21 protein-coding genes are annotated in these 26,520 nt (G+C 42.3%); 19 read left to right on the forward strand and 2 right to left on the reverse strand.

The window, feature by feature from the left end; translation table 11 throughout:
* Positions 1-156: 156 nt before the first annotated feature.
* Positions 157-327, forward strand: coding sequence for a PTS sugar transporter subunit IIA (locus AOT13_RS10225; RefSeq protein WP_232511512.1), 171 nt, complete (start codon positions 157-159; stop codon positions 325-327).
* A gap of 238 nt (positions 328-565) precedes the next feature.
* Here the strand turns inward: AOT13_RS10225 and AOT13_RS21425 are convergent, their stop codons facing one another.
* Entirely contained in the window at positions 566-742 is a 177-nt protein-coding gene (locus tag AOT13_RS21425; protein WP_418304033.1) for a hypothetical protein, read from the reverse strand.
* A gap of 246 nt (positions 743-988) precedes the next feature.
* On the opposite strand from AOT13_RS21425, the gene AOT13_RS10230 reads away from it, so the two are divergent.
* From AOT13_RS10230 to AOT13_RS10260, 7 genes are all read left to right on the forward strand, one after another.
* Entirely contained in the window at positions 989-3,067 is a 2,079-nt protein-coding gene (locus AOT13_RS10230) for a BglG family transcription antiterminator (RefSeq protein WP_042385033.1), read from the forward strand.
* Between the two features lie 32 nt (positions 3,068-3,099).
* Complete coding sequence (locus tag AOT13_RS10235; protein ID WP_013401150.1) at positions 3,100-3,567, forward strand: PTS sugar transporter subunit IIA; 468 nt, start codon at positions 3,100-3,102, stop codon at positions 3,565-3,567.
* Positions 3,568-3,581: 14 nt separating this feature from the next.
* On the forward strand, positions 3,582-3,866 hold the full coding sequence (locus AOT13_RS10240; RefSeq protein ID WP_013401149.1) for a PTS sugar transporter subunit IIB: 285 nt from the start codon (positions 3,582-3,584) through the stop codon (positions 3,864-3,866).
* Positions 3,867-3,939: 73 nt separating this feature from the next.
* Positions 3,940-5,202, forward strand: coding sequence for a PTS galactitol transporter subunit IIC (locus AOT13_RS10245; protein ID WP_042385037.1), 1,263 nt, complete (start codon positions 3,940-3,942; stop codon positions 5,200-5,202).
* A 57-nt stretch (positions 5,203-5,259) separates the two neighbouring features.
* The gene (locus AOT13_RS10250; RefSeq protein ID WP_042385040.1) at positions 5,260-6,291 is read left to right on the forward strand and encodes a zinc-binding dehydrogenase; all 1,032 of its coding nucleotides are present in this window, start codon (positions 5,260-5,262) and stop codon (positions 6,289-6,291) included.
* Positions 6,292-6,439: 148 nt separating this feature from the next.
* Positions 6,440-6,634: a hypothetical protein gene (locus AOT13_RS10255; RefSeq protein WP_042385042.1), complete on the forward strand. Its 195-nt coding sequence runs from the start codon at positions 6,440-6,442 to the stop codon at positions 6,632-6,634.
* 26 nt (positions 6,635-6,660) lie between these two features.
* Positions 6,661-7,713, forward strand: a complete 1,053-nt coding sequence (locus tag AOT13_RS10260) for a galactitol-1-phosphate 5-dehydrogenase (protein ID WP_013401145.1) — start codon at positions 6,661-6,663, stop codon at positions 7,711-7,713.
* Positions 7,714-7,765: 52 nt separating this feature from the next.
* Here the strand turns inward: AOT13_RS10260 and gltC are convergent, their stop codons facing one another.
* Entirely contained in the window at positions 7,766-8,668 is a 903-nt protein-coding gene (gene gltC, locus AOT13_RS10265) for a glutamate biosynthesis transcriptional regulator GltC (protein ID WP_042385045.1), read from the reverse strand.
* 125 nt (positions 8,669-8,793) lie between these two features.
* Between gltC and gltB the strand changes: the two genes are divergently transcribed.
* The 11 genes from gltB (at position 8,794) to AOT13_RS10320 (ending at position 26,518) form a co-directional block, all read left to right on the forward strand.
* Positions 8,794-13,356 (forward strand): glutamate synthase large subunit, encoded by a 4,563-nt coding sequence (gene gltB, locus AOT13_RS10270; RefSeq protein WP_042385047.1) that lies wholly within the window; start codon positions 8,794-8,796, stop codon positions 13,354-13,356.
* 46 nt (positions 13,357-13,402) lie between these two features.
* Entirely contained in the window at positions 13,403-14,884 is a 1,482-nt protein-coding gene (locus tag AOT13_RS10275; protein ID WP_042385050.1) for a glutamate synthase subunit beta, read from the forward strand.
* Positions 14,885-14,989: 105 nt separating this feature from the next.
* Positions 14,990-16,834 carry a sigma-54-dependent Fis family transcriptional regulator gene (locus tag AOT13_RS10280; RefSeq protein ID WP_042385053.1) on the forward strand — a complete coding sequence of 615 codons (1,845 nt, stop codon included), beginning with the start codon at positions 14,990-14,992 and terminating at the stop codon, positions 16,832-16,834.
* Positions 16,835-17,006: 172 nt separating this feature from the next.
* Positions 17,007-17,999: a thiamine pyrophosphate-dependent dehydrogenase E1 component subunit alpha gene (locus AOT13_RS10285; RefSeq protein ID WP_042385055.1), complete on the forward strand. Its 993-nt coding sequence runs from the start codon at positions 17,007-17,009 to the stop codon at positions 17,997-17,999.
* A 29-nt stretch (positions 18,000-18,028) separates the two neighbouring features.
* Complete coding sequence (locus tag AOT13_RS10290; RefSeq protein WP_003251358.1) at positions 18,029-19,063, forward strand: alpha-ketoacid dehydrogenase subunit beta; 1,035 nt, start codon at positions 18,029-18,031, stop codon at positions 19,061-19,063.
* A gap of 92 nt (positions 19,064-19,155) precedes the next feature.
* Positions 19,156-20,421: a dihydrolipoamide acetyltransferase family protein gene (locus AOT13_RS10295; protein WP_042385058.1), complete on the forward strand. Its 1,266-nt coding sequence runs from the start codon at positions 19,156-19,158 to the stop codon at positions 20,419-20,421.
* Positions 20,422-21,172: 751 nt separating this feature from the next.
* Complete coding sequence (locus tag AOT13_RS10300; protein WP_013401139.1) at positions 21,173-21,940, forward strand: response regulator transcription factor; 768 nt, start codon at positions 21,173-21,175, stop codon at positions 21,938-21,940.
* Positions 21,937-23,028 (forward strand): XdhC family protein, encoded by a 1,092-nt coding sequence (locus AOT13_RS10305; RefSeq protein WP_042385060.1) that lies wholly within the window; start codon positions 21,937-21,939, stop codon positions 23,026-23,028. The genes AOT13_RS10300 and AOT13_RS10305 overlap by 4 nt, the downstream gene beginning before the upstream one ends.
* Positions 23,029-23,047: 19 nt before the next feature.
* Complete coding sequence (locus AOT13_RS10310) at positions 23,048-23,656, forward strand: nucleotidyltransferase family protein (protein WP_042385063.1); 609 nt, start codon at positions 23,048-23,050, stop codon at positions 23,654-23,656.
* Positions 23,649-26,066: a xanthine dehydrogenase family protein molybdopterin-binding subunit gene (locus AOT13_RS10315; RefSeq protein ID WP_042385065.1), complete on the forward strand. Its 2,418-nt coding sequence runs from the start codon at positions 23,649-23,651 to the stop codon at positions 26,064-26,066. Before AOT13_RS10310 ends, AOT13_RS10315 begins: the two co-directional genes overlap by 8 nt.
* A complete protein-coding gene (locus AOT13_RS10320) occupies positions 26,063-26,518 on the forward strand; it encodes an SRPBCC family protein (protein ID WP_052518189.1) in 456 nt (151 codons plus the stop codon). The genes AOT13_RS10315 and AOT13_RS10320 overlap by 4 nt, the downstream gene beginning before the upstream one ends.
* Positions 26,519-26,520 lie beyond the last annotated feature (2 nt).

Below are 26,520 nucleotides of genomic sequence, written 5' to 3' on the forward strand. Positions count from 1 at the left end.
TTATATAAATTTATAAGTGTTGACCATCATATGCTTAGCAGGCAACTAGAAAGCGTTTGTTGGCGCCATGTTTATCAAGCACTTACGCATTCAGAAAAAGGAGCTGTCATTTTCTTTGCGCTTGTGGAAGCGCTTAGCTGAATGCGGAATTGGTGTTTGAGATGCTGGAAAAAAACAGATCATATCGCCATCGCCGGCGCTCCATTGGCAGAAAGAGCGGATACCGCCGCCGTGGAAGCTGGATTGGGCAAATCGCTTGATGAAGCCGTCCGCGCTTGTGAACAGGTGCAGCAGATGGCGAAGGTGGTGCGTTCAGAGAGGGAATAAGTGAACTATGGTAGTAATGGGAAGCGAAAACGTGATGGAAACATTGATAGAAAATTCCCGGAATCGCAATTGAACTGATCCACCTAAAAAACCGATATACTGCCTGTTTCCTGAATTAAACAGGAGATAGGTCGTTTCATTTTGTCTGAATTCGAATTTAGTAATCAATGGATGTAAGTAATTCTGAGCAATTTGTTTTACAACAATAAATTTAATAAGATTTTGTTTTTTTTAGGAATCAATGTAAGTCTTTAACAAAGAATGGAACAATTCTATCACGGCATTTCCCTTTGCGGGGCATGCTTGTGTTAATACCTTTTTCTTTGGCTAAATGCTGGAAAGCATAAGACGTATACACCGCCCCTTGATCGCTATAGAGTAGCGCTTGTTTCGGTTGTCGCTCTTTTACGTCCATTTCTAGTGTCTTTAACAATAGTTGAACATCTTGTCGGTCACTGATTTGGTTATCGAATTGCGATATTGGACGACGTGTTTCTTCTTTTTAGTTAGAAGGAATTATGGTATAGCCGCAGGATTTAGCGATATTTATTTTTTAAAGCAAATCACAATTTTGTATTACAAAAATTCAAAAAAAGGAATGAAAGCGCATCCATGGATTTGTTTACTAGCGCTACAATAAGCGTAGAGAAAGGAGGATATAATGATACTGGATGGAAGAAGCATCCATCTATTGAGAGAGGTGATTAAGAATCCGAATATTAGCAGCAAAGAATTGGAAAAGAAATACCAGTTAAGCCGCAGGCAGATTGGGTATAGTTTTGAGAAAATAAATATATGGCTAAGAAGCAAAAATATGAATGAAATTGAAAGGACGAACAGCGGCTATTTTCTGGTCGATAAAACCTTAAAGTCGAAACTTCATCTAGAACTTAATCTGGATGAAGAATTTGGTTATGAGAATTTGAACGAATTATCCAAAATGCAACGAGTAAATATAATTTTGCTTATGTTATTAAGCAAAACGGAAGAACTTTCATTAGTTCATTTTACTAGTGAATTAAAAGTAAGCAAAAATACGGTGATCGATGACTTAAAACAAGCAAAGAAGCTTGCTGACGGCTTTAATCTTGAGCTTCGTTACTCGCGAAAATACGGCTATCTAATAGAAGGGAAAGAGTTCAACATTCGAAAATTATTGATATCCACAATATACAAGATTTCAAAAATGGATCGTGGCATCGAAAGAGTAAGACAAATTGCCCAGTTATCTAATGAAGAAATAGCAGAATTTAGAAATAGAATTGAAAAGGTGGAAAAATCGTTAAACTTAAAATTTACGGATGAGAAAATCGAGGTAATGCCTTATATTTTACTCCTTATCTTAAGAAGAATTAGTCAAGGAATGAAAATGGATTCGCCTTGTATAAATTATGAAGGAATTTCAGACACCAAAGAATACTTGGCAACAGAAGAAATTCTCCGTAATTTCAAAGATGTTCCAGAAGAGGAACGTCTCTTTATCACACTTCATTTACTCACAACCAATGTGCATTGGTCAGAAGGATTAACAGAGGAGACCATTCCTGATTTAATACAAGCATTGGATGAGATGCTGATACTATTTGAAAAAAATACATGCATTTTTTTGAAAGATAGGGATCAGTTGCTTCAAAAGTTACTTCTTCATATGAAGCCAGCATATTACCGAATAAAGTATAACTTAACAGAAGTGAATGAGATGTACGAAATTGTTAAAATTGTTAACCATAATTTTAAAGAGCTTCATCATTTAGTGAAAAAGTCTATTCAAACGTTAGTTGATTTAATTGGATGTGACATTCCAGAAAGTGAAATTGTTTATTTAACGATGTTAATTGGGGGATGGCTTACACGACAAGGAGAAAATATAAGCAAAAGAATGAAAGCAGTTGTCGTCTGCCCTAAAGGTGTCTCCATTTCTCGATTGATGTTCAGCACATTAAGGGAATTGTTTCCGGAATTTATATTTCTAGACTCATTATCAATCAGGGAATTCCAAGAATATCCAATGGACTACGATATTGTATTTGCACCGGTGTTTTTAGAAACACCAAAAAAATTTTTTCTAGTTAACTCCTTTCTCGGATACGAAGAGAAAAAAAGACTACGCAAACAAGTCATGCACGAATTATACGGATATGTGCCAAATGAATTAAATGTAGATGGGATATTGGAAATTATCGAAAAACATTGTGTGATTAAGGATAGAAAAAATTTATCAAAACAGTTACTAGAATATATTAGTCAAGACCGTTCGCCAGAGTTAAATTATGGATTTAGTACGAAAAACCCGGATTTATATGAATTAATAACGCCTTCAACGATTACTTTGCGACATTCTGTTAGTACTTGGGAGGAAGCAATTAAGATTGCCTCACGACCTTTGCTAAAAAGGAACAGTATTACACAGCATTATATAGAAGCTATGATTCAGCGCTGTCATTCTGATCCATATATTGTCATTGGCCCGAAGACAGCTATTCCTCATGCCGCACCAGATGAAGGGGTTAATGAACTTTCTATGAGTTTACTTCGGTTAAGGAAGGGTGTAACGTTTGCAACTGACTATTCCATTCAGCTGGTGATTGTTATCGCAGCATTGGATAAAGACCGCCATCTTCGGGCGCTAATGCAGCTAATGAAACTAGCGAGAAACGATCACGACCGCCAACAAATGATAAATGCAAAATCTGTTTATGAGATACACGAAATCATCAAAAAATATGCAGCCGATCCATAACGTACGTTTAGAAATATTGGGGTGATAAATAAGTGTGTGAAATATATTTTGATGAGTCATTAATTTTGAAAGATGTAAATGTGGATAATCAAGAAGAATTATTAAAGATCATGGCCATAAATCTGTTTGAAAAAGGATTAGTAAAAGAAAGCTTTATTGAAGCTGTGATTGAGAGAGAAAAAAACTCTGCTACTGGTCTTCCTACCAATGGCGTTTCCGTCGCTATTCCTCATACAGATGCAGAACATGTAAATAAAAATGCGATAAGTGTGGCGATATTAAAGGAGCCGGTGAAATTTGGGGTTATGGGAGAAAGAAGTGCAGAAACTCCTGTTCAAATAGTATTTATGCTTGCAATAAATAAGAAAGATTCTCATCTCGTTCTTCTTCAAAAACTAATGGGAATATTTCAAAATGAAGAGGAATTGCAGTTTCTAATGTCAGAAGAAAACAGGACAAATATAAAAAATCGCTTAGTTAATCATTTGCAAATACTATAGAAGGAGAGATCAACATGAAGAAAAAACAAGTATTGGTAGCATGCGGAGCAGGAATTGCAACATCGACAATTGTGAATAGAGCGATAGAAGATCTTTGCACGGAAAACAATATTGAATGTGACATTGTTCAAATTAAGATTACTGAAGTAGGTTCGTATGTCGATACAGCTGATCTGTTAGTTACTACAACTATTGTTCAAAATGAATACCCGTTCCCTGTAATCAATGCGCGAGCGTTTTTAACGGGAATAGGATTAGAAGAAGTAAAAAAAGAAATTTTGGAATATTTGAAAAATTAACTAACAGAAATTTCACATAACAACTTTGGATCCATGATTTCTGCAGGAATGTATTAAAATGGAGGATTAAATGATGAGGGAATTTGTTGATGCGTTGAAGGCGTTTTTAGATTTGGGCGCAACGGTTATCTTGCCAGTTGTTATTTTCCTGCTTGGTTTGCTATTTGGCCAAAAACCTGGAAAAGCTTTTAGAGCGGGTCTAACGATAGGAGTGGCATTTGTTGGGATTTTCTTAGTAGTCGATTTACTCGTGAGCAATTTAGGTCCAGCTGCCCAAGGAATGGTTGAAAGATTTGGAATTAAGTTGAATGTTATCGATGTCGGCTGGCCAGCAGCAGCTTCTATTTCATGGGCTTCTCCAATCGCAGCATTTATTATACCGCTTGGATTGTTAGTAAATGTTTTAATGCTGATCACCAAAACAACGAAAACAATGAACGTGGATATTTGGAACTTTTGGCATTATACGTTTATGGGAGCTATTGTATATGCTTTAACAGACAGCGTAATCCAAGCGCTCATCGCTGCACTTTTATTCCAAATTGTATGTTTAAAAATTGCTGATTGGACAGCACCAATGTTGGAAAATTACTTTGGGTTGCCTGGTATTTCTGTTGCTACTGGGAGTACAGTCTCTTATGCAGTATTGGGAATTCCGATGGTGAAATTAATGCAAAAAATTCCTGGTGTTAAAAAATTGAATGCAGATCCTGAAACAATACAAAGAAAATTCGGAATATTTGGAGAACCGATTTTCATGGGGCTCATTCTTGGTTTAGCTTTAGGTTTACTTGCCGGTTATTCTGTTGGCGATACGATTAAAATTGGCATGTCAATGGCAGCAGTTATGGTTCTTATGCCTAGAATGGTGAAAATCTTAATGGAAGGTCTCATGCCTATTTCAAAATCAGCACGTGAATTACTTCAAAAGAAATTTGGTGCACAAAATATTTACATTGGGCTAGATGCCGCTGTCGCGATTGGTCATCCGGCAGTCATTTCAACCGCGTTAATTCTTGTTCCGATAACAGTGGCATTAGCTGTAATCTTGCCGGGCAATAATGTTCTTCCTTTCGGTGACTTAGCAACGATTCCTTTTATTGTCGCATTTATCGTTGGTGCTTCGCGTGGGAATATTGTTCATTCCGTGATTGTCGGTACTGTTATGATTGCTTTATCACTTTACATGGCGACAGATCTTGCAGCACTTCATACACAAATGGCTATTGATGCTAAATTCCATATGCCTGAAGGTGCAAGCAAAATATCTAGTATCGACCAAGGCGGTAATTTAATTAACTATATAATTTATAAATTCTTCGCCCTAATAAACTAATAATAGATTTTTAGACTCCTTCTGTTTCCTTATCATAAAGCATAAGGAGGACAAAAAATGAAAGCGTTGGTCAAAAAAGAATTGGGTTTTGGCAACCTAGAAATTGTAGATGTTGTAGAACCAGAAGTGGGAAAAGATCAGGTCAAAATATTAGTGAAATATAGTGGGATATGTGGTACTGACATTCACACGTACGAAGGTCATTATAAAGTAAAGGCACCTGTTGTTTTGGGACATGAATTTTCAGGGAAAATCGTTGAGGTCGGTGAAAACGTAACAGAATTTAAACCGGGGGACAGAGTAACGTCAGAAACAACTTTCTATATTTGTGGGGAATGCGTTTATTGTCAAACAGGCGATTACAATTTGTGTAGCAGTAGAAAAGGGCTAGGAACGCAGCAAAATGGCAGTTTTGCTAAGTATGTAATTGCTAGAAAAGAAAGTGTTCACAAGCTTCCCGAACAAGTAGATTATGTATCTGCTGCTATGACTGAGCCACTTGCTTGCGCACATCATGCGGTGACTAAAGCAACCATTAGCGAAGGAGATGTTGTTGTCGTTCTAGGACCTGGCCCAATTGGTTTACTTGTTGCTCAAGTAGTAAAAACTTATGGAGCGACTGTTATTGTTGCTGGTTTGTCTACTGATCAACTTCGGCTAGAAAAAGCTAAAGAATTGGGGGTGGATTATGCTGTTAATATTCAAGAAGAAGACATCAACCATATTGTAAAAAGTTTAACAGATGGATATGGTGCTGATGTTGTCTTTGAATGCGCAGGAGCTGTTTCGGCGGTGAACATGGGGCTAGACTTATTGAAAAAGAAAGGGCAGTTGATACAGGTAGGTATTTTTGCAAAACCTGAGATTCCTATTAACGCAGAAAAGATTATTCAAAAAGAAATTAAACTGATTGGATCTAGAAGCCAAAAACCTGCTGATTGGGAGCCGTCATTAGCTTTGATGAGTGAAAAGAAAGTAAATGCCAAAGCGCTTGTTACGCATCAATTTACTATTGATCAATGGGATGAAGCGTACAGGGTCATTAAAAATGGAGAAGCCATCAAAGTATTGTTAACACCTATCGATTGATTAGTTTTATTGAATTCAAATAAAAATAAAAAAGCTGTGTCCTTGTGTAACCATATTTATATAAAATTCAAAGAGCTATGCAAAATTGAGTCAAACGTTTTCTGGCTGCCCAGAGAAATTCAATTAAAAATAAAAGGCGGTCGGGATTATGATTGAAAAGATTCTTGATTTTGGGCTTGGACCATATGGGAGAATGGTTGGAGATTTTTATGTGGAGCATCAGATGTTAATTAACACCATTGTTGTCGGTGTAGCATTAGCCTCTAAATTTTATTTTAAACAAAGAAAGCCGTCTATCCAACCAAATCTTTCCGTTGAGGCTGCAGAAACTGATGAAAGATGAGCAGAGTAGGAAGGAAGTAAAAATGAATGAGGGCACTAAAGTTATATGGAAAAAGGGATTTACGATACGAGGAAGCGGAAGAACCGTTTATTGAAAAAAATGATGAGGTTATTATAAAAGTAAAAGCGGCAGGCATTTGTGGCTCTGATTTATCAAGATATGCTAAGCTAGGTCCATATATTGAAGGAATGGTATGGGGACATGAGTTTAGCGGTGAAGTAGCTGCAATCGGCTCTGGCGTTCATCATGTTAAAATCGGGGACCGCGTAGCAGCATGCCCTGCACTTTATTGTGGAAAGTGTGAAAGCTGTAAAAAAGGATTACTGTCACAATGCGAAAAATTAACAGTGATTGGAGCTAGATATCCTGGAGCATTTGCAGAATATGTAAAGCTTCCTAGAGAAAATGTACTTTCTATACCTGAAACAATTGATTTTGATACGGCGACATTTATAGAACCTTCAGCTGTAGTGGCACATGGATTTTACCGAACTAGAACACAGCCCGGTGCAGATGTTGCAGTAGTGGGCTGCGGGAGTATTGGATTATTAGCTGTTCAGTGGGCAAAAATTTTCGGTGCTAGTAAGGTTTATGCCATCGATATTGATAATAAGAAATTAGATATTGCAAAAGAAGTCGGTGCGGATGTTGTTATTCATGCAGTTGAAAAAACAGCTTATGAACAGTTAATGGAATTAACTGATGGAAATGGAGTTGATTTAGTTATTGAATCAGCTGGTTCTCCTATTACATCTGCTCAAGTGTTTGCGTTAGCCAAAAAAGGAGGAGAAGTTTTGTTTTTAGGTATCCCATACTCGGATGTAAACATCGAGCGATTTTATTTTGAAAAAATTGTAAGAAATGAATTAACTGTACTAGGATCTTGGAATGCTATCTCAGCTCCATTCCCTGGAAGAGAGTGGAGCACAACAATCGAATGCATGAGCAAGGGACTAATTAATGTAAGGCCATTAATAACTCACCGTGTTCCTCTTTCACAGGGACCAGAGATTTTTGAAAGAATAACAAATAAAAACGGATTTTTTGGAAAAGTACTGTTCTATCCAGAAATACAATAACGAACAATGAATGAGTCGGTACCCAATATTATAGTTTTGGGTACCGACTTTTTTACCGATACCGCTCCAACTGGGCGAAAAAGTCTTTGACGAATTGATAAAACACTTTAACGGATGGGGCAAGTTCGTGGTGATCGGAGATGATAATGCCGACGTTTCTTTTCACTTGCGGCATTTCGATCGGCACTTTGACGGCAAAGCGCAACACTGTTTCATAAAAGGCGCTTTCCGGAAGCAGCGTGACGCCGATTCCTGCTGAGACAAGCCCTTTGATCGCGTCCAAATCTTCTCCTTCTGACGAGATGACAGGGGAAAATCCGGCTTGGTGGCAGGCATCGAGCACCATTTGATGCAATACGTATCCTTCCGGAAATGTAACGAACGGATCGTTGCGCAACTCATTTAATACTAAACTGCTTCGTTTGGCGAGAGGGTGGCTGCTTGGCAGAAGGGCGGCAAACGATTCAGAAAATAAAATTTCCCCTTTAATCCCTACTTCTCTAGTGGGAACAGGTCCGAGAAACGCCAAATCGATTTCACGTTTTTTCACCGCTTCGATTAAATATTTGTAAGATCCTTGCCGCAAATGGAATGAAACGTTCGGGTGTTTTTCTTTAAAAGCAGAAATGACCATTGGCATCGTATGGCTTGCGAGGCTCGTCGGAAAGCCGATTTTGATCGTTCCTCGTTCCGGGTCTAAATATTCTTCAATTTGCTGTTTAGCATAATCGATGGCTTTTAGCGCGGTTTCCACATGCGGCAAAAAATGGCGGCCAACAGGGGTCAGTTTAACATTTCTCCCTTCCCGTTCAAACAGCTGCACGCCAAGTTCGGCTTCTAAATTAGCAATTTGCCTGCTAATCGCAGATTGTGCGACATGAAGCGCTTCCGCCGCCTCAGAAACGTGCTCCCGTTTGGCGACTTCTAAAAAATATTGAAGTTGTCTTAGCTCCATCTTTTCGCCCTCCCTGCTATTTATCGCAAAATGAGATTAATTTAATCTAAATTATATATTGTTTATATTATTTTTGAAAATTACAATTATATGTACGGAGTTAAATGGAACGGGAGGGAAGCAAAATGAAACATTATGGACTGCCGAAAGCGCAAGGGCTTTACCGTCCTGAATTTGAGCATGACGCGTGCGGCATCGGCTTTTATGCCCATTTAAAAGGAAAGCCGTCCCACGATATTATAAAAAAAGGCCTTCATATGCTCCGCCAGCTTGAACACCGCGGCGGGCAAGGAAGCGACCCGCAAACAGGCGATGGCGCGGGAATTATGGTACAAATCCCGCACGAATATTTTAAAGTGGCGTGCGGAAAATTGAAGCTTCCGCCAAAAGGGCGCTACGGCGTAGGCATGGTGTTTTTGCCGGAAGATGAGGAAAGACGGACGTATTATGAAACAGAGTTTAATAAAATTATTGAAAAAGAGGGGCAGACGCTGTTAGGGTGGCGGACTGTGCCTGTAAATATCGAAAAACTCGGAAAACTCGCAAAGCAAAGCAAACCGTTCATCCGCCAAGTGTTTATCGGAGCGAGCGACGATATTCAAGATGAGCTTGCGTTTGAGCGGAAGCTGTATGTCATTCGCAAGCAGGCGGAAAAACTTGTTCAAAATAATGAATGTTACTTCGCCAGCCTCTCCAGCCGGACGATCGTATATAAAGGATTGCTGACGCCTGAGCAATTGGACGAATTTTACGTCGATTTGCAGGATGAACGGTTTCAATCAGCGTTTGCTCTTGTGCATTCGCGCTTTAGCACGAACACGTTCCCAAGCTGGGAAAGAGCGCATCCAAACCGTTATTTAATTCATAACGGCGAAATCAACACGCTGAGAGGAAACGTCAACTGGATGATGGCGCGGGAAAAGCAGTTCGCATCCGAACTTTTCGGTGAGGATTTGCGGAAAATTACGCCGATTTTAGATATGAACGGCAGTGACTCATCCATTTTAGATAACGCGTTTGAATTTTTTGTCTTAGCCGGGAAAAAATTGGCGCATGCGGCGATGATGCTCATTCCGGAACCATGGTTCTGGGACAACGAAATGGACGACGACAAAAAAGCGTTCTACGAATACCACAGCTGTTTAATGGAGCCGTGGGACGGCCCGACGGCGATTTCGTTTACGGACGGAAAACAGATTGGCGCGATTTTGGACCGCAACGGGCTGCGGCCGGCCCGCTATTATGTGACGAAAGACGACTATATTATTTTCTCGTCGGAAGTCGGCGTCATTGATGTCGATCCGAACAACGTGCTATATAAGGACCGGTTAAGCCCAGGGAAAATGCTTTTAGTCGACTTAGAACAAGGCCGGATCATTTCCGATGAGGAAATTAAACAAGAAATCGCCAAAGAAAAGCCGTACCGTAAATGGCTGAACGAACAAATGATAACGCTCGACGAGCTCGATATTCCGGAAGATACGGAGCCTGTCGAAAACCTTGTCACATTGCAAAAAGCGTTCGGTTATACGTATGAAGATGTGGAAAAAACGATCGTCGCAATGGTGAAGGAAGGAAAAGACCCGACCGGAGCGATGGGCAATGACGCGCCGCTCGCGGTGTTGTCAGACCGCCCGCAAAGCTTGTTTAACTATTTTAAACAGCTGTTTGCGCAAGTTACCAACCCGCCGATTGACGCGATTCGCGAATATATTGTGACATCGACGATGACGCTTCTCGGCAAAGAAGGAAATATTCTTCATCCGGATGCATCGGCCGCCCGCCGCATTCGCTTAGATACGCCGATTCTTTCCAACGAAGAGCTCGCTGCGTTGAAGGCAAATCCGTATCCTGAGTTTAAATGTGTGACGATTCCGGCATTATTTACTGACGATTTGCAAAAAGCGCTTGACGAAATGTTTGAAAAAGCGGAAAAGGCGATGGAAAACGGCGCGGTGCTTCTTGTGTTGTCTGACCGAGGCGTTGACGAACAGCATGTCGCCATTCCGGCGCTGCTGGCTACAAGCGCGCTTCATCAACATCTTGTTCGAAAAGGAACGCGCACAAATGTAAGCATTATTGTCGAGTGCGGCGAAGCGCGGGAAGTGCATCATTTTGCTGCTTTAATCGGATATGGCGCGGATGCGGTGAATCCGTACTTAGCGCTCGAGACCATTCGCAATGCGACGGAAAGCGGGGTTCTTTCGCTTTCTTATCGCGAAGCGGTGAACAAATATAAAAAGGTCGTTACCGATGGCGTCGTCAAAGTGATGTCGAAAATGGGAATTTCGACGGTGCAAAGCTACCGCGGCGCGCAAATTTTCGAAGCGGTCGGCATCGGCGAAGAAGTGATTGAACAATATTTCACAGGCACGGCATCGCAAATCGGCGGCATCGGCTTGGCTGAAATCGCCAAAGAAGCGAAAATGCGCCATGCAGCTGCATTCCTAACGACATACAAAGACGATACGTTAGATCCTGGCAGCGAGCTGCAATGGCGGTGGAACGGGGAGCATCACGCGTTCAATCCGAAAACGATCCACTTACTTCAATGGGCGTGCCGGAAAAACGATTATCAGCTTTATAAAGAATATTCAAAACTGGCAAATGAAGAACGCATGACGTTTTTGCGAAATTTGTTTGATTTTGATGAAACGAGGGCTCCGGTTCCGATTGAGGAAGTCGAGCCGGTTGAATCGATTGTGCGCCGCTTTAAAACAGGAGCGATGTCCTACGGTTCATTGAGCAAAGAAGCGCATGAAGCGTTGGCGATTGCGATGAACCGCATCGGCGGAAAAAGCAACAGCGGCGAGGGTGGAGAAGATCCGAGCCGTTACGTGCCGGATGACAACGGTGATTTGCGCAGAAGCGCGATTAAACAGATCGCTTCTGGCCGTTTTGGCGTTAAAAGCCATTATTTAGTCAACGCCGATGAATTGCAAATCAAAATGGCCCAAGGGGCAAAACCAGGCGAAGGCGGGCAGCTGCCTGCCAATAAAGTCTATCCGTGGATTGGAAAAGTGCGCGGATCTACGCCGGGAGTGGAATTGATTTCCCCTCCTCCGCACCATGATATTTATTCGATTGAAGACTTGGCGCAGCTTATTTACGATTTGAAAAACGCCAATCGGGACGCGCGCATCAGCGTGAAGCTTGTTTCGAAAGCAGGCGTCGGCACGATTGCGGCTGGTGTTGCGAAAGGAAACGCCGATGTCATTGTCATCAGCGGCTATGAAGGTGGAACAGGGGCATCGCCGAAAACGAGCATTAAGCATGCCGGGCTTCCGTGGGAGCTTGGCCTTGCGGAAACGCACCAAACGTTAATGTTAAACGGCTTGCGTGACCGCGTCGTGCTTGAAACAGATGGAAAATTAATGACAGGCCGCGATGTCGTGATGGCCGCGCTGTTTGGCGCTGAAGAATTCGGGTTTGCCACAGCACCGCTTGTCGTTTTAGGCTGTGTGATGATGCGGGCATGCCACCTTGATACATGTCCGGTTGGCGTGGCGACGCAAAACCCGGAACTTCGCAAAAAGTTTATGGGAAAACCGGAGCACGTGATCAACTTCATGTATTTTGTCGCCCAAGAAGTGCGGGAAATTATGGCGCGTCTCGGCTTCCGCACGATAGACGAAATGGTCGGAAGAGTCGATGTCTTAAAAGTGAGCGAGCGCGCGAAAAAACACTGGAAAGCGAAACATTTGGACTTATCGCGTTTGCTTTACCAAGCGGATGGCCCACGGACGTTTGCCCGCCCGCAGCAGCATAAAATCGAACAAACGCTGGATTACAACGAAATTTTGCCAGCGGCAGCGCCTGCGTTAGAGCGGAAAGAGAAAGTCGAGCTTCATCTTCCGATTCGAAATGTCCATCGCGCCGTCGGAACGATTACAGGAAGCGAAATATCGAAACGGTACGGCGAAGAAGGGCTTCCGGAAGATACGATCCGTCTCCATTTCACAGGTTCTGCCGGACAAAGCTTTGCCGCTTTCGTGCCAAAAGGAATGACGATGACGCTTGTCGGCGATGCGAACGATTATATCGGCAAAGGGCTTTCCGGCGGAAAAGTGATCGTCCGTCCGCCAGAAGAAGCGTCGTTCGCTTCTGCGGATAACGTCATTATCGGCAATGTCGCTTTCTATGGAGCGACGGAAGGAGAAGCATATATCCGCGGGCGCGCCGGCGAGCGGTTCTGCGTGCGGAACAGCGGTGTGAATGCGGTGGTTGAAGGCGTCGGCGACCACGGCTGTGAGTATATGACAGGTGGGCGTGTCGTGATTCTCGGTTCCGTCGGGAAAAACTTCGCGGCCGGAATGTCCGGAGGAATCGCTTATGTGCTGGCTGACGATGAAAACAAATGGCAAAGAACGGCGAATAAAGAATTAGTGCTGTTTGAACGCCTCGAAGAGGAAGATGAGATAAACGAAGTGCGGCAAATGATTGAAAGACATTATCAATATACCGGAAGCGGAAAAGCTGCTCATATATTGGCGCACTGGGATGAGTATATCGGGAAATTTGTGAAAGTAATTCCGAGAAACTATAAACTGATGATCGAAACGATCAAATTGATGGAACAATCCGGGCTTTCTCAAGATGAGGCGATGATGGCCGCCTTTGAAGCAGTGGCGAAACGAAAAAAAGCCGCGGTAAACGAATCAATGGTATTACAAGCGGTCGCTAAATAGGCGATCGCTTCCTCGTTCATTTTTTCGCGAAAAGGAGGGTGAGACAATGGGGAAAATCACTGGATTTATGGAATATACGCGCGAAGAAGAAACAAAACGTGACCCGCTTTCTCGCCTGGAGGATTGGAAAGAATATGCGTTTCCGTTTTCGGATGGAGTCCTGGCAAGACAAGGCGCCCGCTGCATGGACTGCGGGACTCCGTTTTGCCATATGGGATTGGAGCTAAACGGTTTAACATCGGGCTGCCCGATTCATAATTTAATTCCGGAATGGAACGATTTAGTCTACCGGGGCCGATGGAAAGAAGCGCTTGAGCGGCTGTTGAAAACGAACAATTTCCCGGAATTTACCGGACGGGTTTGCCCGGCGCCATGCGAAGGCTCCTGTACGGTAGCGATTTCCGACCCGGCTGTCGCCATCAAAGGCATCGAGCGGGCGATTATTGATAAAGGATTTGCCGAAGGATGGATTCAGCCGCGGATTCCGCAAAAACGAACAGGAAAAAAAGTGGCGGTTGTCGGGTCCGGCCCTGCCGGCCTCGCCTGCGCCGACCAGCTTAACCAAGCGGGCCATTCGGTGACGGTATACGAACGGGCTGACCGCATTGGCGGGTTATTAATGTATGGCATTCCAAATATGAAACTGGAAAAAGAAGTTGTTGAGCGGAGAGTGCGGCTTTTGGAACAAGAGGGGATTACGTTTGTCACCAATACGGAAGTCGGAAAAGACATCACCGCCGAAGAGCTGCGCTCCCAATATGACGCCGTCGTATTATGCATCGGCGCGCAGAAGCACCGTGATCTTGTGATTGAAGGAAGAGAGCTTGAGGGCGTTCATTTTGCGATGGATTATTTAACAGGCGTAACGAAAAGCTTGCTTGACTCGAATTTTGCCGACGGCAACTTCATTGACGCGAAAGACAAACACGTCATTGTGATCGGCGGCGGCGATACAGGAGCGGACTGTGTCGCGACTGCGTTGCGGCAAGGATGCAAAAGCGTCGTGCAGTTCGGCAAACACCCGGCCTTGCCGAAAGAACGGTCGGAAAACAATCCGTGGCCGCAATATCCGCTTGTATTCACGCTTGATTACGCCTATGAAGAAGCGAAGGCAAAATTTGGCGCCGATCCGCGGCAATATTGCATTCAGACGAAAAAAATCGTCGGCGACGAATACGGGCGTGTCAAAGAGCTGCATACGATCCAAATGGAAAAAATCGTCGACGAAAACGGAAAAGCGATATTTAAAGAAATTCCGGGCACGGAACAAGTTTGGCCATGCGATTTAGTCTTTATCGCGATCGGCTTTGAAGGACCGGAACAGTCGATTTTGCAGCAATTCGGCGTTGAAACGGTCAACAACAAAGTCAAAGCGCCGTACGGCAAATATACGACAAACGTCGAAGGAGTATTTGCAGCCGGAGACGCCCGCAGAGGCCAAAGCTTAATCGTCTGGGCGATCCATGAAGGACGGGAAGCGGCAAGAGAAGTCGACCGCTTCTTGATGGGCACGACGAATTTGCCGTAATGACGAATTCCTCTTGAAAACCATTCGTTTTCAAGAGGAATTTTTTATAGAAAAAGCGAATGTTAATATTATCTGAGGCGATTAAGTTGTTGGGGGGATGGATATATGGATATCGTTGATCCATCTAGGAGAGAAGTTTGGCAGCGCTTTGTGCGTGAAGGCATATTGGACCAGGCAAGAATGAATAAAAGGATCGCGGAATCATGGTATCTCTGCCGCCAGAATAACGTGAACCCGTTTGACGGAAAGGGAAAGATTATTTTAGCGGCTCCATTGCTTGCGGAAAGAAAAAAACGGAATCAGCGATTGCTTCATATTGCCATGCCGATTTTAGAAAAGCTGCAAAAATATTTTCAAGAAACGAAATCTATTCTTCTACTTATTGATCCAGAAGGTTATGTTTTATATGCAAAAGGAAATCAACAGGCAATGGAAATGGCTGAGGCGATAAAATTTGTCGAAGGAGTAAAATGGACAGAAGACGAAGTCGGCACAAATGCGATTGGCACGTCTTTAAGAATTCGCGAGCCTATTACAATTGCAGGATTAGACCATTATTCCGTTGCCTCCCATCAATGGTGTTGTTCCGCAGCCCCTATTTATGATGAAAATAGAGAACTTGCCGGAATCATCGACGTTTCATACCCCGTCAATCACTATCCGTTTCATGACCATGTTTTAGCCACTGTTGTTGCTGCAGCATATACCATCGAACAACAGTTCCATATGCAAGCGAAAGAAGATGAATTAGAGCTGCTGAAACATGCTTGTAATATGAAAAATCCCGATTCCCCCGTCGTTATATGCAATAATAAAGGAAATATTGTATGGGTTAGCCGTTGTTTACGCACTTCCTTTTCCAACATGCTTGATCAATCATTGGAAAATGTTTGCGGCGATCATTGGGTGATCAAGTCAAAAACTCCGATTTATTCTTCGGTCCATCATGATATGATTGGTTACCGGGTTATGCTTCAGAAGACAGAAAATCATGATTTCAACTTTATTTCAACGACTTTTCATTTTGCGGGAGTGATAGGCAAAAGTGCTGCATTTGCAAATGTTATAAAGAGTTGTGAAAAAGTAGCAAAAACAGATGCCACTGTTCACATAACCGGAGAAACGGGAACAGGGAAAGAATTAATTGCCCGCGCGATCCATCAAAACAGCAGACGGAAAAACAGGCCGTTTGTGGCGATAAATTGTGGTGCAATACCAAAGGAATTAATTGGCAGTGAATTGTTTGGCTATGAAGAAGGAGCATTTACAGGAGCAAAACGTACAGGACATAAAGGAAAATTTGTCCAGGCAAACGGCGGCACCATTTTTCTCGATGAAATTGGCGAAATTCCTCCGGAAATGCAAATAGCGCTTTTAAGAGTTTTGCAGGAAAGGGAAGTCGTTCCTATCGGCGGAATAAAACCAATTCCTGTTGACATAAGAGTAATCACAGCGACGCACTGCGATTTATATCAATTAGTAAGAGAAGGAAAACTAAGGGAAGATTTATTTTACCGTATTTATGTATATCCGATCAAAGTTCCGGCGTTAAGAGAACGAAAAGAGGATATACCGTTTTTGATCCAGTATTATTGTCAGAAAAACAATTGGCCTGTTTCTTTTTCTAATGAAGTGATCCAACTGTTTATGACGTACCATTGGCCAGGAAATATTCGCGAATTATTTAACGTGTTGGAGCGGATTCGGATTGAATATGGCGATCATATTCCTTCGATTCCAGAGCTTAAATCGATGTTCATTGGATGGGAAAATCAAGGAGAACACAGAAAGTCAGAGCAAAAAACTTTATCCTATCGGGAACAGATTGAAAAAAATCATATGATGGAGATGCTGGAAAAAACAAAAGGGGATATTGCAAGGGCAGCAGCAGAGTTGAATATTCCCCGCAGTACATTTTACCGAAAATTAAAAAAATATCATTTGATATGAGACAAAATGAGAAAGAATGAGAAAAAATGGGATTATTCCGAATTTATTTTATTGAAATCACTTACAAAAAAGGGTTTGTAAGCGTTTTTTTGTTGGCATATTATTTGCATAGTTTGAAAGTGAAAAGGTTTCATGATCATTATGAGCAGTTGTAAAGGAGGAAAAGGAAAGCATGACAGTGACAAAACGGGAATCGAAGAGCCTGACGAAAGAAAAAGCAAAATGGATGTATCAGAAAATGCAGGAAATTCGTCAGTTTGAGGACAAAGTTCATGAAATCTTCAGCAGAGGAATTTTGCCTGGATTTGTCCATTTATATGCCGGCGAGGAAGCAGTAGCGGTAGGGGTTTGCGCTCATTTGCATGAAAATGACTATATTACGAGTACGCATCGCGGCCACGGCCACTGTATCGCTAAAGGATGCGACCTGAACGGGATGATGGCAGAGATTTATGGAAAAGCAACAGGATTGTGCAAAGGAAAAGGGGGATCCATGCATATTGCTGATGTGGAAAAGGGAATGCTTGGCGCCAACGGAATAGTCGGCGGCGGCTTTCCTCTTGCTGTTGGGGCTGGTTTGACAGCGAAATTGAAGAAAACGGGTGCTATTGCTGTTTGTTTCTTTGGCGATGGCGCGAATAACCACGGAACATTCCACGAAGGCATTAATCTTGCGGCAATTTGGAAATTGCCAGTCGTTTTTGTCGCGGAAAACAACGGTTATGCTGAAGCAACTCCTTTCGAATATGCATCCAGTTGCAAAAACATTGCCGACCGGGCAGCTGCTTATAATATTCCAGGCGAAATTGTTGACGGAAAAGACGTAATTGCCGTATACGAGGCGGCGGAAAGAGCGATAGCGCGTGCGCGCAACGGCGAAGGACCAACTTTAATCGAATGCAAGACATACCGGAATTATGGGCATTTTGAAGGAGATGCCCAAACGTATAAATCAGCGGAAGAAAAAGAAAAACATTTAAAAGAGTTAGATGCCATTGTAAGATTCCGCAACTATATTCTTTCCAATCAGTTGTTATCAGAACAAGAACTATTGGAAATAGAGCAGAATGTAACGGAAGCGATTGAGAAAGCGGTAGATTTTGCAGAAAAAAGTCCGTTCCCGGCAGAAGAAGATCTTTTAAAAGATGTTTATGTATCTTACTAATTGTCAAAGTTAGGAGGGAATAATCAACTATGACAAGAACCATTTCTTTTTCAGCAGCAATTAATGAAGCGATGAAGCTCGCGATGCGCAAAGATGAAAATGTTATTTTGTTGGGCGAAGATGTAGCTGGCGGTGCAACTGTCGATCATTTGCAAGATGAGGAAGCTTGGGGAGGTGTAATGGGCGTCACCAAAGGCCTCGTCCAAGAATTTGGCAGAGAAAGAGTATTAGATACACCAATTGCGGAAGCTGGATATATTGGGGCAGCGGTTACCGCAGCGGCGACGGGATTAAGGCCGATTGCCGAATTGATGTTTAACGATTTTATCGGCAGCTGTTTAGATGAAGTTATGAACCAAGCAGCTAAACTTCGCTATATGTTTGGCGGAAAAGCGAAAGTGCCTTTAACTATACGGACGATGCATGGTGCCGGATTTCGCGCGGCCGCGCAGCATTCACAAAGCCTATACGCGATTTTCACCCATATACCAGGTTTGAAAGTCGTTGTTCCTTCTACCCCGTCCGATGCAAAAGGGCTGTTACTCACTTCCATTTTTGATGATGATCCGGTCATCTTTTTTGAAGATAAAACACTGTATAACATAAAAGGAGAAGTGGAAGAAGGATTTTATACGATTCCGTTTGGAAAAGCAGATATTAAAAGAGAAGGAAATGATTTGACCATTGTGGCGATCGGAAAACAAGTGCATACGGCTTTGAAAGCAGCGGATATGTTAAAAGCGCGCGGAATTGAAACAGAGGTCATTGATCCAAGAACATTGTCCCCGTTGGATGAAGAAACGATTTTATCTTCTGTAGCGAAGACAGGCCGGTTAATTGTGATTGATGAAGCAAATCCGAGATGCAGTGTAGCGACAGATATTTCTGCGCTTGTCGCAGATAAAGGATTTGATTATTTAGATGCTCCGATTAAGATGATCACTGCTCCGCATTGTCCTGTTCCATTTTCACCAACATTAGAAGATCTTTATTTACCAACTCCAGAAAAAGTGCTTCAGGCAGTAGCTGAAATAATAGGGGATGAGACGATTGTAGCAGTTTAATCCATTCAAGCGTGCTGCTAAAAAGCAATTTTGCCGCGGCTTATTAGCAGCACGCATTCCTTGCATCAATCGAAAAAAGGGAGAGATAGGAAATGGCAGTGGAAATCTTCATGCCAAAGTTAGGAATGAGTATGAAAGAAGGAACGGTAGTAGAGTGGCTCAAGAAAAAAGGAGATAAGGTAAAAAAAGGGGAATCGCTCGTTGTCATAAGCTCCGATAAGATTGAGACAGATATCGAAGCACCGCAAGACGGGGTGTTATTAGAGATCCTTGTCGAGCAAGATGAAACAGCGGAAGTAGGGAAAGTAATTGGCTACATTGGCCAAGAAGGGGAAAAACTAAACATTCAGTCCAATGAAACGCCACAAGAAACAGCAAAACAAGCAATGCAAGAAGTGGCTGCATCCGTTGGAACCATTGAACCAAACATAACGTCAAGGCATATGTTGCGCGTTTCTCCTGCCGCGAGAAAACTAGCCCGCGAGGCTGGGATCGACGTAAGCAATATTAAAGGCACTGGACCAAAAGGGCGAATAACAAGAGCCGATGTGGAAAAGGCCATTCAACAAAAACAAGCATCCTTGCAACCAGTGCGCGAGAAGCAAACGGTCGCGGAAACAAATCAGATAACCAGCTCGGAAACAAACCAGATCACAACGGAACAACAAGGCGTTACAGTAAAACCGATAACCGGCATGCGGAAAGTAATCGCGACAAGAATGTTTGCAAGCCTGCAGCAAACGGCACAGCTAACGATTCATATGAAAGCAGATGTGACAGAGCTGTTTGAATTACAAGGAAAACTAAGGGAAGAACTACAAGACGAACCTGATGTGAAGCTTACGATTACCGATTTTATCGCCCGGGCAACGGTTTTAGCATTAAGCACTCATAAACAAATGAACAGCCTTTATCAAAACGGGCATATCCATACGTATGATTCCGTGCATTTAGGCATTGCTGTCGCGTTGGCGAACGGTCTGGCCGTTCCGGTCATCCCTTATGCCGAGAAACTTTCTTTAAAAGAAATTTCGAAAAAAATAAAGGAATTGAGCGCGCGGGCAAGGGAAGGAAAATTAAGCAGCGAGGAAATGAAAGGCTCCACTTTTACGATAACAAGTCTCGGCGCATATGGTGTGGAATTTTTTACGCCAGTGTTAAATCCGCCGGAGGTAGGAATCCTCGGAGTAGGAACAGCCGCAGATACTCCAGTCTTCATAGGAGATAACATCCAGAAAAGAAAAATTTTGCCGTTAAGTTTGACATTTGATCACCAAGTGATTGACGGCGCTCCGGCCAGCCAATTTCTTACTGCCATTAAAAATTATTTGGAAAAGCCATATAAAATGTTATTGTAATATGCTATTTAATTTGTGGGAGAAGAGACATCGGTTTCTTAATCATAGGAGTTTTGGAATAAGAAAGTAATCCAATTTCGGATTGCTTTCTTTTTTTTTTTTGGTAATATGATGGATAATTTTGTGAATACAACTTCCAAATCGCATATTGTTCACACGGCAACAATTGAAGGGATGAATTTACTTGTTCATGGAGCGAAAAATGTAGTTGAAGAAGAAACTCCAAAGCAAAAGTGTAGATTTGATGTATGAATAAACATTGTATTTCTCTACTTTGCTGCACACTTCTGGAAGGGACGGAATTTCTCATTGATTTTAATTGCTGCATAGTTTGAGATACATAAAATCTGCTTGGTTTTTACCGTGGATGATTATTTAAAATGTTTGAAATCTGGAGCAGTATTTTTAATCCTGTTGTATAAAAAATAGCCAGCTAAAGGACAGCAGGTTAGGAAAAAGGAATCAAAGCAGTGACTTACAGAATCTAATTCGTTCGGAAAAGGAAAAGCGGAAATGTCAATCCGCTATATTTTTAGACAAACAGAGAGGCCGTTATTCTAATGAGCATCTGGAGCAGATTGGTACAGCAAAATCGAATCATACAGGAATCTGATTAGCCAGCATTTGTTGTCTCGAATGCCAGCTCTTTTATAAGAAAATTCTAAAGATAAAAAATTTAAAGTAAAAAAATGAAATTTTAAAACAATTAAAAAATATTATTCTCTATCATAATAACCAAGGAGGGTAACAATTGGCTGAAATATTAATTGTGGATGATGACAAATGTGCAAGAAAGGAAATTAGAACATTCATCGAGGAAAGTAAATTTCGCTTTCTGACCATTTACGAAGCAAATACAGCGCAAAGAGGAATGATCCTTCTGAAACAAAATCGCCCGAACGTGTTAATTTTGGATATCACATTACCAGATATGGATGGAATTAAACTTGGAAGATCAGCGTTGCAATTGTATTCGGATTTGCCTGTTATTGTTGTGACACAGTTGAAAATGTTTGAGTTTGTGCACAAAGCCATTAATTCAGGTTTTTCAGCATATTTGTTGAAACCGCTTTCTAAAAACGAATTATATGAAACGCTGGAGCGGATTTTGCCTAAAGGACTTAGCCGAGAAATTAATCAAACTATCAATGGGAAAAGTACATTTTCTTCAGATTTAAAAAATCCGATTGAAAGTGCTATTCAGTTTATTCAGATGAACTACGGATACCCTCTTACGTTAAAAGAGGTGGCGGACCAAGTATATTTAAGCCCATCTTATTTCAGCCGGTTATTTAAAGAAGAAGTCGGTATGACGTTTGTCGAATATTTGACGTTTGTCAGAGTGCAAAAAGCGAAAAGTTTACTTCGATTTTCCAGCCTGCCGATTGAAATCGTCGCACATCATACGGGGTTTTCTAACCCTGGCTACTTTGCGACCACTTTCAAAAAAATGGTGGGAAAAACGCCGAGTGAATACCGGGACCAATTCTATTTTCAAGAAAAGGGGGTAAAGTCGTGATAGCGATAAATAAAGAATTGGAGCGTTGTAAAAAGGAAGGGCTTTCAGGTGTGCTTGGAACGATCATTTCGACAGAAGGTTCTACTTATCAAAAAGCGGGAGCAAAATGTTTTATTTCTGAAGACCGGAAGCTTACCGGGCTTTTAAGTGGCGGATGTGTTGAGTCGGATATTATTGAACACGCCATGAAAGTTCTTGAAACTGGAAAACCGACAGTCATCCATTACGATTTTTACGGAGACGATGACATTGTTTGGGGACTTGGTGTTGGTTGCAACGGAAAAATGAATATTTTTTTACAACCATATCTTCCTGATAAACAACCTGAAAAGGCTGCTGTGATTGATCAGTATTTTTCAGATTCCCTCCAAAAAACGTTGCACACTGTCACTATTGTGAAAGCGAAGGATGAATCGCTGCAAGGGAAAATGTGGATGATTGATGATGCTTTTGACAATAATGACCTGCCTATCTCTGTTTATGAGATTGCCGTTGATTATCTGATGAGAAAAAAGAATTTGAAAAATGAAATGGTGTATTTAGGTGGGGAGCAAGATTTGTATGTGTATTATGAATCAACGAGTCCACCGCCTCATCTTATCGTTTTTGGCGCAGGCTCTGATGCCATTCCGCTTGTGAAAATGGCGAAAAATTTGAATTGGCTAGTTACTGTGCTCGATTATCGCCCATCTCATTGCAATGAACGGAATTTTCCGGAAGCTGATTTCATCCATGTATATTCTGCCGGAAGTGTGCCAAACGTTTCGCTTCATGAAAATTCATATGTTGTTATAATGACACACAACTTTCTGCATGATAGGGAAATTTTAGAATCGATTGTAAATTCCGATGCAGCTTACATCGGACTATTAGGGCCGCGAAAAAGAACAGATAGGTTGATTGCGACAAGCAACACCCTTATAGACAGTAAAAATGTCCGCCGCATCTACAGTCCGATTGGATTGGATATCGGTGCCAAAACACCAGAAGAAATCGCCCTCAGTATTTTGGCTGAAATCATGATGGCATATAGAGGGGGGACTGGGAAAAATCTGTCGCAGCTGTCATCGATGACGCACTCTGTATGAAGGAGGGCCAGTTTTTTAGATGGGAAAGAACATATGGGGAATTATCTTAGCCTCGGGTTGTTCAACACGCATGGGAAGACCTAAGCTGCTGCTGCCGTATAAAGGCAAATCCATTATCCGGCATGTGATTGATGAAAGCATGAAGTCACGTTTAAGCGGTGTGGTGGCCGTAATCAACCCCAAGATTGCCGGGCTGAGAAATGAAGTTTCCAGCTCGGGCGTGAGCAAACTAGTTTTGAATGAACAGGCAGCACAAGGAATGTCCACATCGTTAAAAGCGGGATTGATGAATCTGCCTCCAACAGCTGCTGCTATGGTATTACTCGGTGACCAGCCGCTTGTCACATCCAATGATATCGATGCGGTCATTAGATGTTATGAAGCAAATGAGGGCACTGCCATTGTTCAAGCAAGCTATCAATCGAAAAGAGGGCATCCTGTTCTGTTTGATTGCTCGATGTTTCCGCATCTTTTTCATGTAACAGGGGATGAAGGTGCGAGATCTGTTTTAAAAACGTTTGCAAATCAGATTCGGTTTGCAAGAATTGATAAACCATTTCCTGATGATATCGATACGCCAGAAGACTATGAGCAGCTTCTTCGGAAGGAGGCAAAGTTAAATGAGTAAAGTGATTGGCAAAAGCGTCACACGTGTAGAGGACAAAAGACTGCTGACGGGGCAGGGAAAATATATTGATGATCTCGGAACACCGCCTAATACCGCTCATGTGGCGATTTTAAGAAGTCCTTATCCTCACGCAAAGATCGTCTCTATCGATTATTCTGAAGCATTAAAAATTCCGGGAGTAAAAGGTGTCGTCACAGGTAAAGAGGTTCAGCCATTGGTAAATCCTTTCAGTGTTGGAGTAAGCGCGCCTGTCCAATACTATCCAATTGCGATGGATAAAGTGCGTTATGTCGGCGAGCCGGTAGCGGTTGTAGTGGCAAAAAACCGCTATATTGCGGAAGATGCTCTTGAAAAAATTAAGGTGAAATATGAAACGCTCGAGCCGGTTGTAGACATTGAGCGCGCACTCGAAGAAGGAGCGCCTGTTTTACATGAAAATGTCGGCTCGAACATCGCCAACCACCGGACGTTTCACTACGGGGATGTTGATAAGGCGTTTCAACAAGCGGACAGAATTATAAAGCACCGCTTTCATTTCCCGAAATATTCTGCGACACCAGTCGAAACATACGGAGTTATTGCACAATATGAAGAAAGCACGGATAGCTACACAGTTCATGCGAATTTCCACGGCCCGTTTGTGCTTCATTCGATTATGGCTAGTGCGTTGAAAGTGCCAAGCAACCGGCTGCGGATCATCATTCCGAAAGATATCGGCGGTAGCTATGGAATTAAAGCAGGGATATTCCCTTACATCGTACTTTGCTCTGTGGTCAGTCGTCTCGCAGGATGTCCGGTGAAATGGATAGAAGATCGGCAAGAACATCTGGCAGCAAGTTCAAGTTGTACAGATCGCGTGACATACATTGAAGCGGCAGTGAAAAATGACGGAAAAGTGCTCGGCTTAAAAATGAAAATGATAGACAATGTCGGTGCATACATCCGGGCGCCAGAGCCTGCCTGCCTATATCGGAACCACGCAAACACAACAGGTGCTTATGACATTCCAAACTTAATGATTGATGCTTATGCAGTAATGACGAATAAAGTGCCAACTGGTCTCATCCGGGGATACGGCGGACAGGAAACGTATTTTCCTCTTGAACGGATCATGCACATGATTGCTGATGAATTAGAAATGGATCCGGCTGATGTGATTAGACGGAATTTAATAAAAAAAGAACAGTTCCCTTACAAAACAGCGTCTGGCGGAGTGTATGATAGCGGCGATTATGAAAAAGCGTTCGATTTATTGCTGAAAATTGGGAAATACGAAGAATTTCGCAAAAAACAAGCGGAAGCACGAAAGAAAGGAAAATTGCTTGGCGTTGGATTAGCGGTCATCGTTGAACCATCTGGTTCCAATATGGGGTACATTACGATTGCCTTGACTCCAGAAGAAAGGAAAGCGGGATTGCCAAAATCAGGTTGTACCGAAGCGGCGACGATTTCGATCGATCCGATGGGAAATGTAAATGTCCGCATCAGTACCACTCCTACCGGTCAAGGGCATGAAACTGTCGCAAGCCAGATTGTTTCAGAAATACTTGGCATTCCACATGACAAAATTAACGTTGTTGCTGAACTCGATACAGCTACAAGCGCATGGTCCATCGCATCTGGAAGTTATTCAAGCCGCTTTGCATCACTTGGCTCCAGTGCCGTTTACTACGCGGCGCAAAAAGTAAAGCGCAAGATCATTAAAATTGCAGCACACTTTTTACAGATTGACGAAGATGATTTAACAATGAAAAATGGTCAAATTATTTCAAAAACGGATCCATCTAAATCTATATCCATTAAACGAGTGGCAGGATCAGCACATTGGAATCCGCTTTCTTTGCCGAAAGGAATGGAGCCGGGCATTTATGAAACAGCTTATTACACAGCTCAGGCAGAGCCGCCGGATGATAATGACCTTATTAACTCGTCGATTACGTATGGTTTTGTAGCGGATTTAGTGACGGTGGAAATCGATCCGGAAACAGGCGAAATCCATATTTTGGATTATTACACTGTCCATGATGCTGGTAAATTGTTAAATCCACTTATCGCCAATGGGCAAATTTTAGGAGGTCTTGTGCATGGGCTTGGTGGCGCTATGTATGAAGAACTCGTCTACGATGATAAAGGACAGTTTTTAACTGGCTCATTTATGGATTATTTATGTCCTACAGCAACAGAAATACCAAGAGTGACTATCCAACATATTGAAACACCTTCGCCAATTACACCGCTTGGTGCAAAAGGTCTTGGAGAAGGGAACTCCATGAGTGCGCCTGTTGTCATTGCTAACGCAGTTAACGATGCGTTGAAACCATACGGAGTGACCATTGATTCACTGCCTGTAACGCCTAATAAAATATGGAATCTTATTCATCGTTCCATAAAACAGGAGGAATTAGCATGAACGGAAGCGGAAAAGTAGCATTGAATGCAGGAATCGAAAAAGCGTGGGAGGTGTTGCTTAATCCACAAGCATTAAAAAACTGTATTATGGGGTGTACGAAGCTGGAGACGGTTGGAGAGAACAAATATGAAGCAGTATTGTCTATCGGAATTGCAGCTGTTAAAGGAAAATATGAATCAACCATTGAGATTGCTGATATTCAAAAGCCGAACCATTACAAGCTCATTGTAAAAGGGGAAGGAGGCCCCGGCAGTGTTGAGGCAACTGGGGTGGTGGACCTTATTTCGATTGATGAAAACACAACGGAGTTGCAGTATACGTATGATGCTGAAGTTGGCGGTAAAGTAGCGATGGTCGGCCAAAGAATGTTAAACGGTGTTGCTAAGTTGATCATTCAAGATTTCTTTAAAAAATTTAATAAAGAACTGGCTAAAAGCGAACAATCCGTCTAAGT

It is taken from the genome of Parageobacillus thermoglucosidasius, assembly GCF_001295365.1.
GTDB lineage: Bacteria > Bacillota > Bacilli > Bacillales > Anoxybacillaceae > Parageobacillus > Parageobacillus thermoglucosidasius.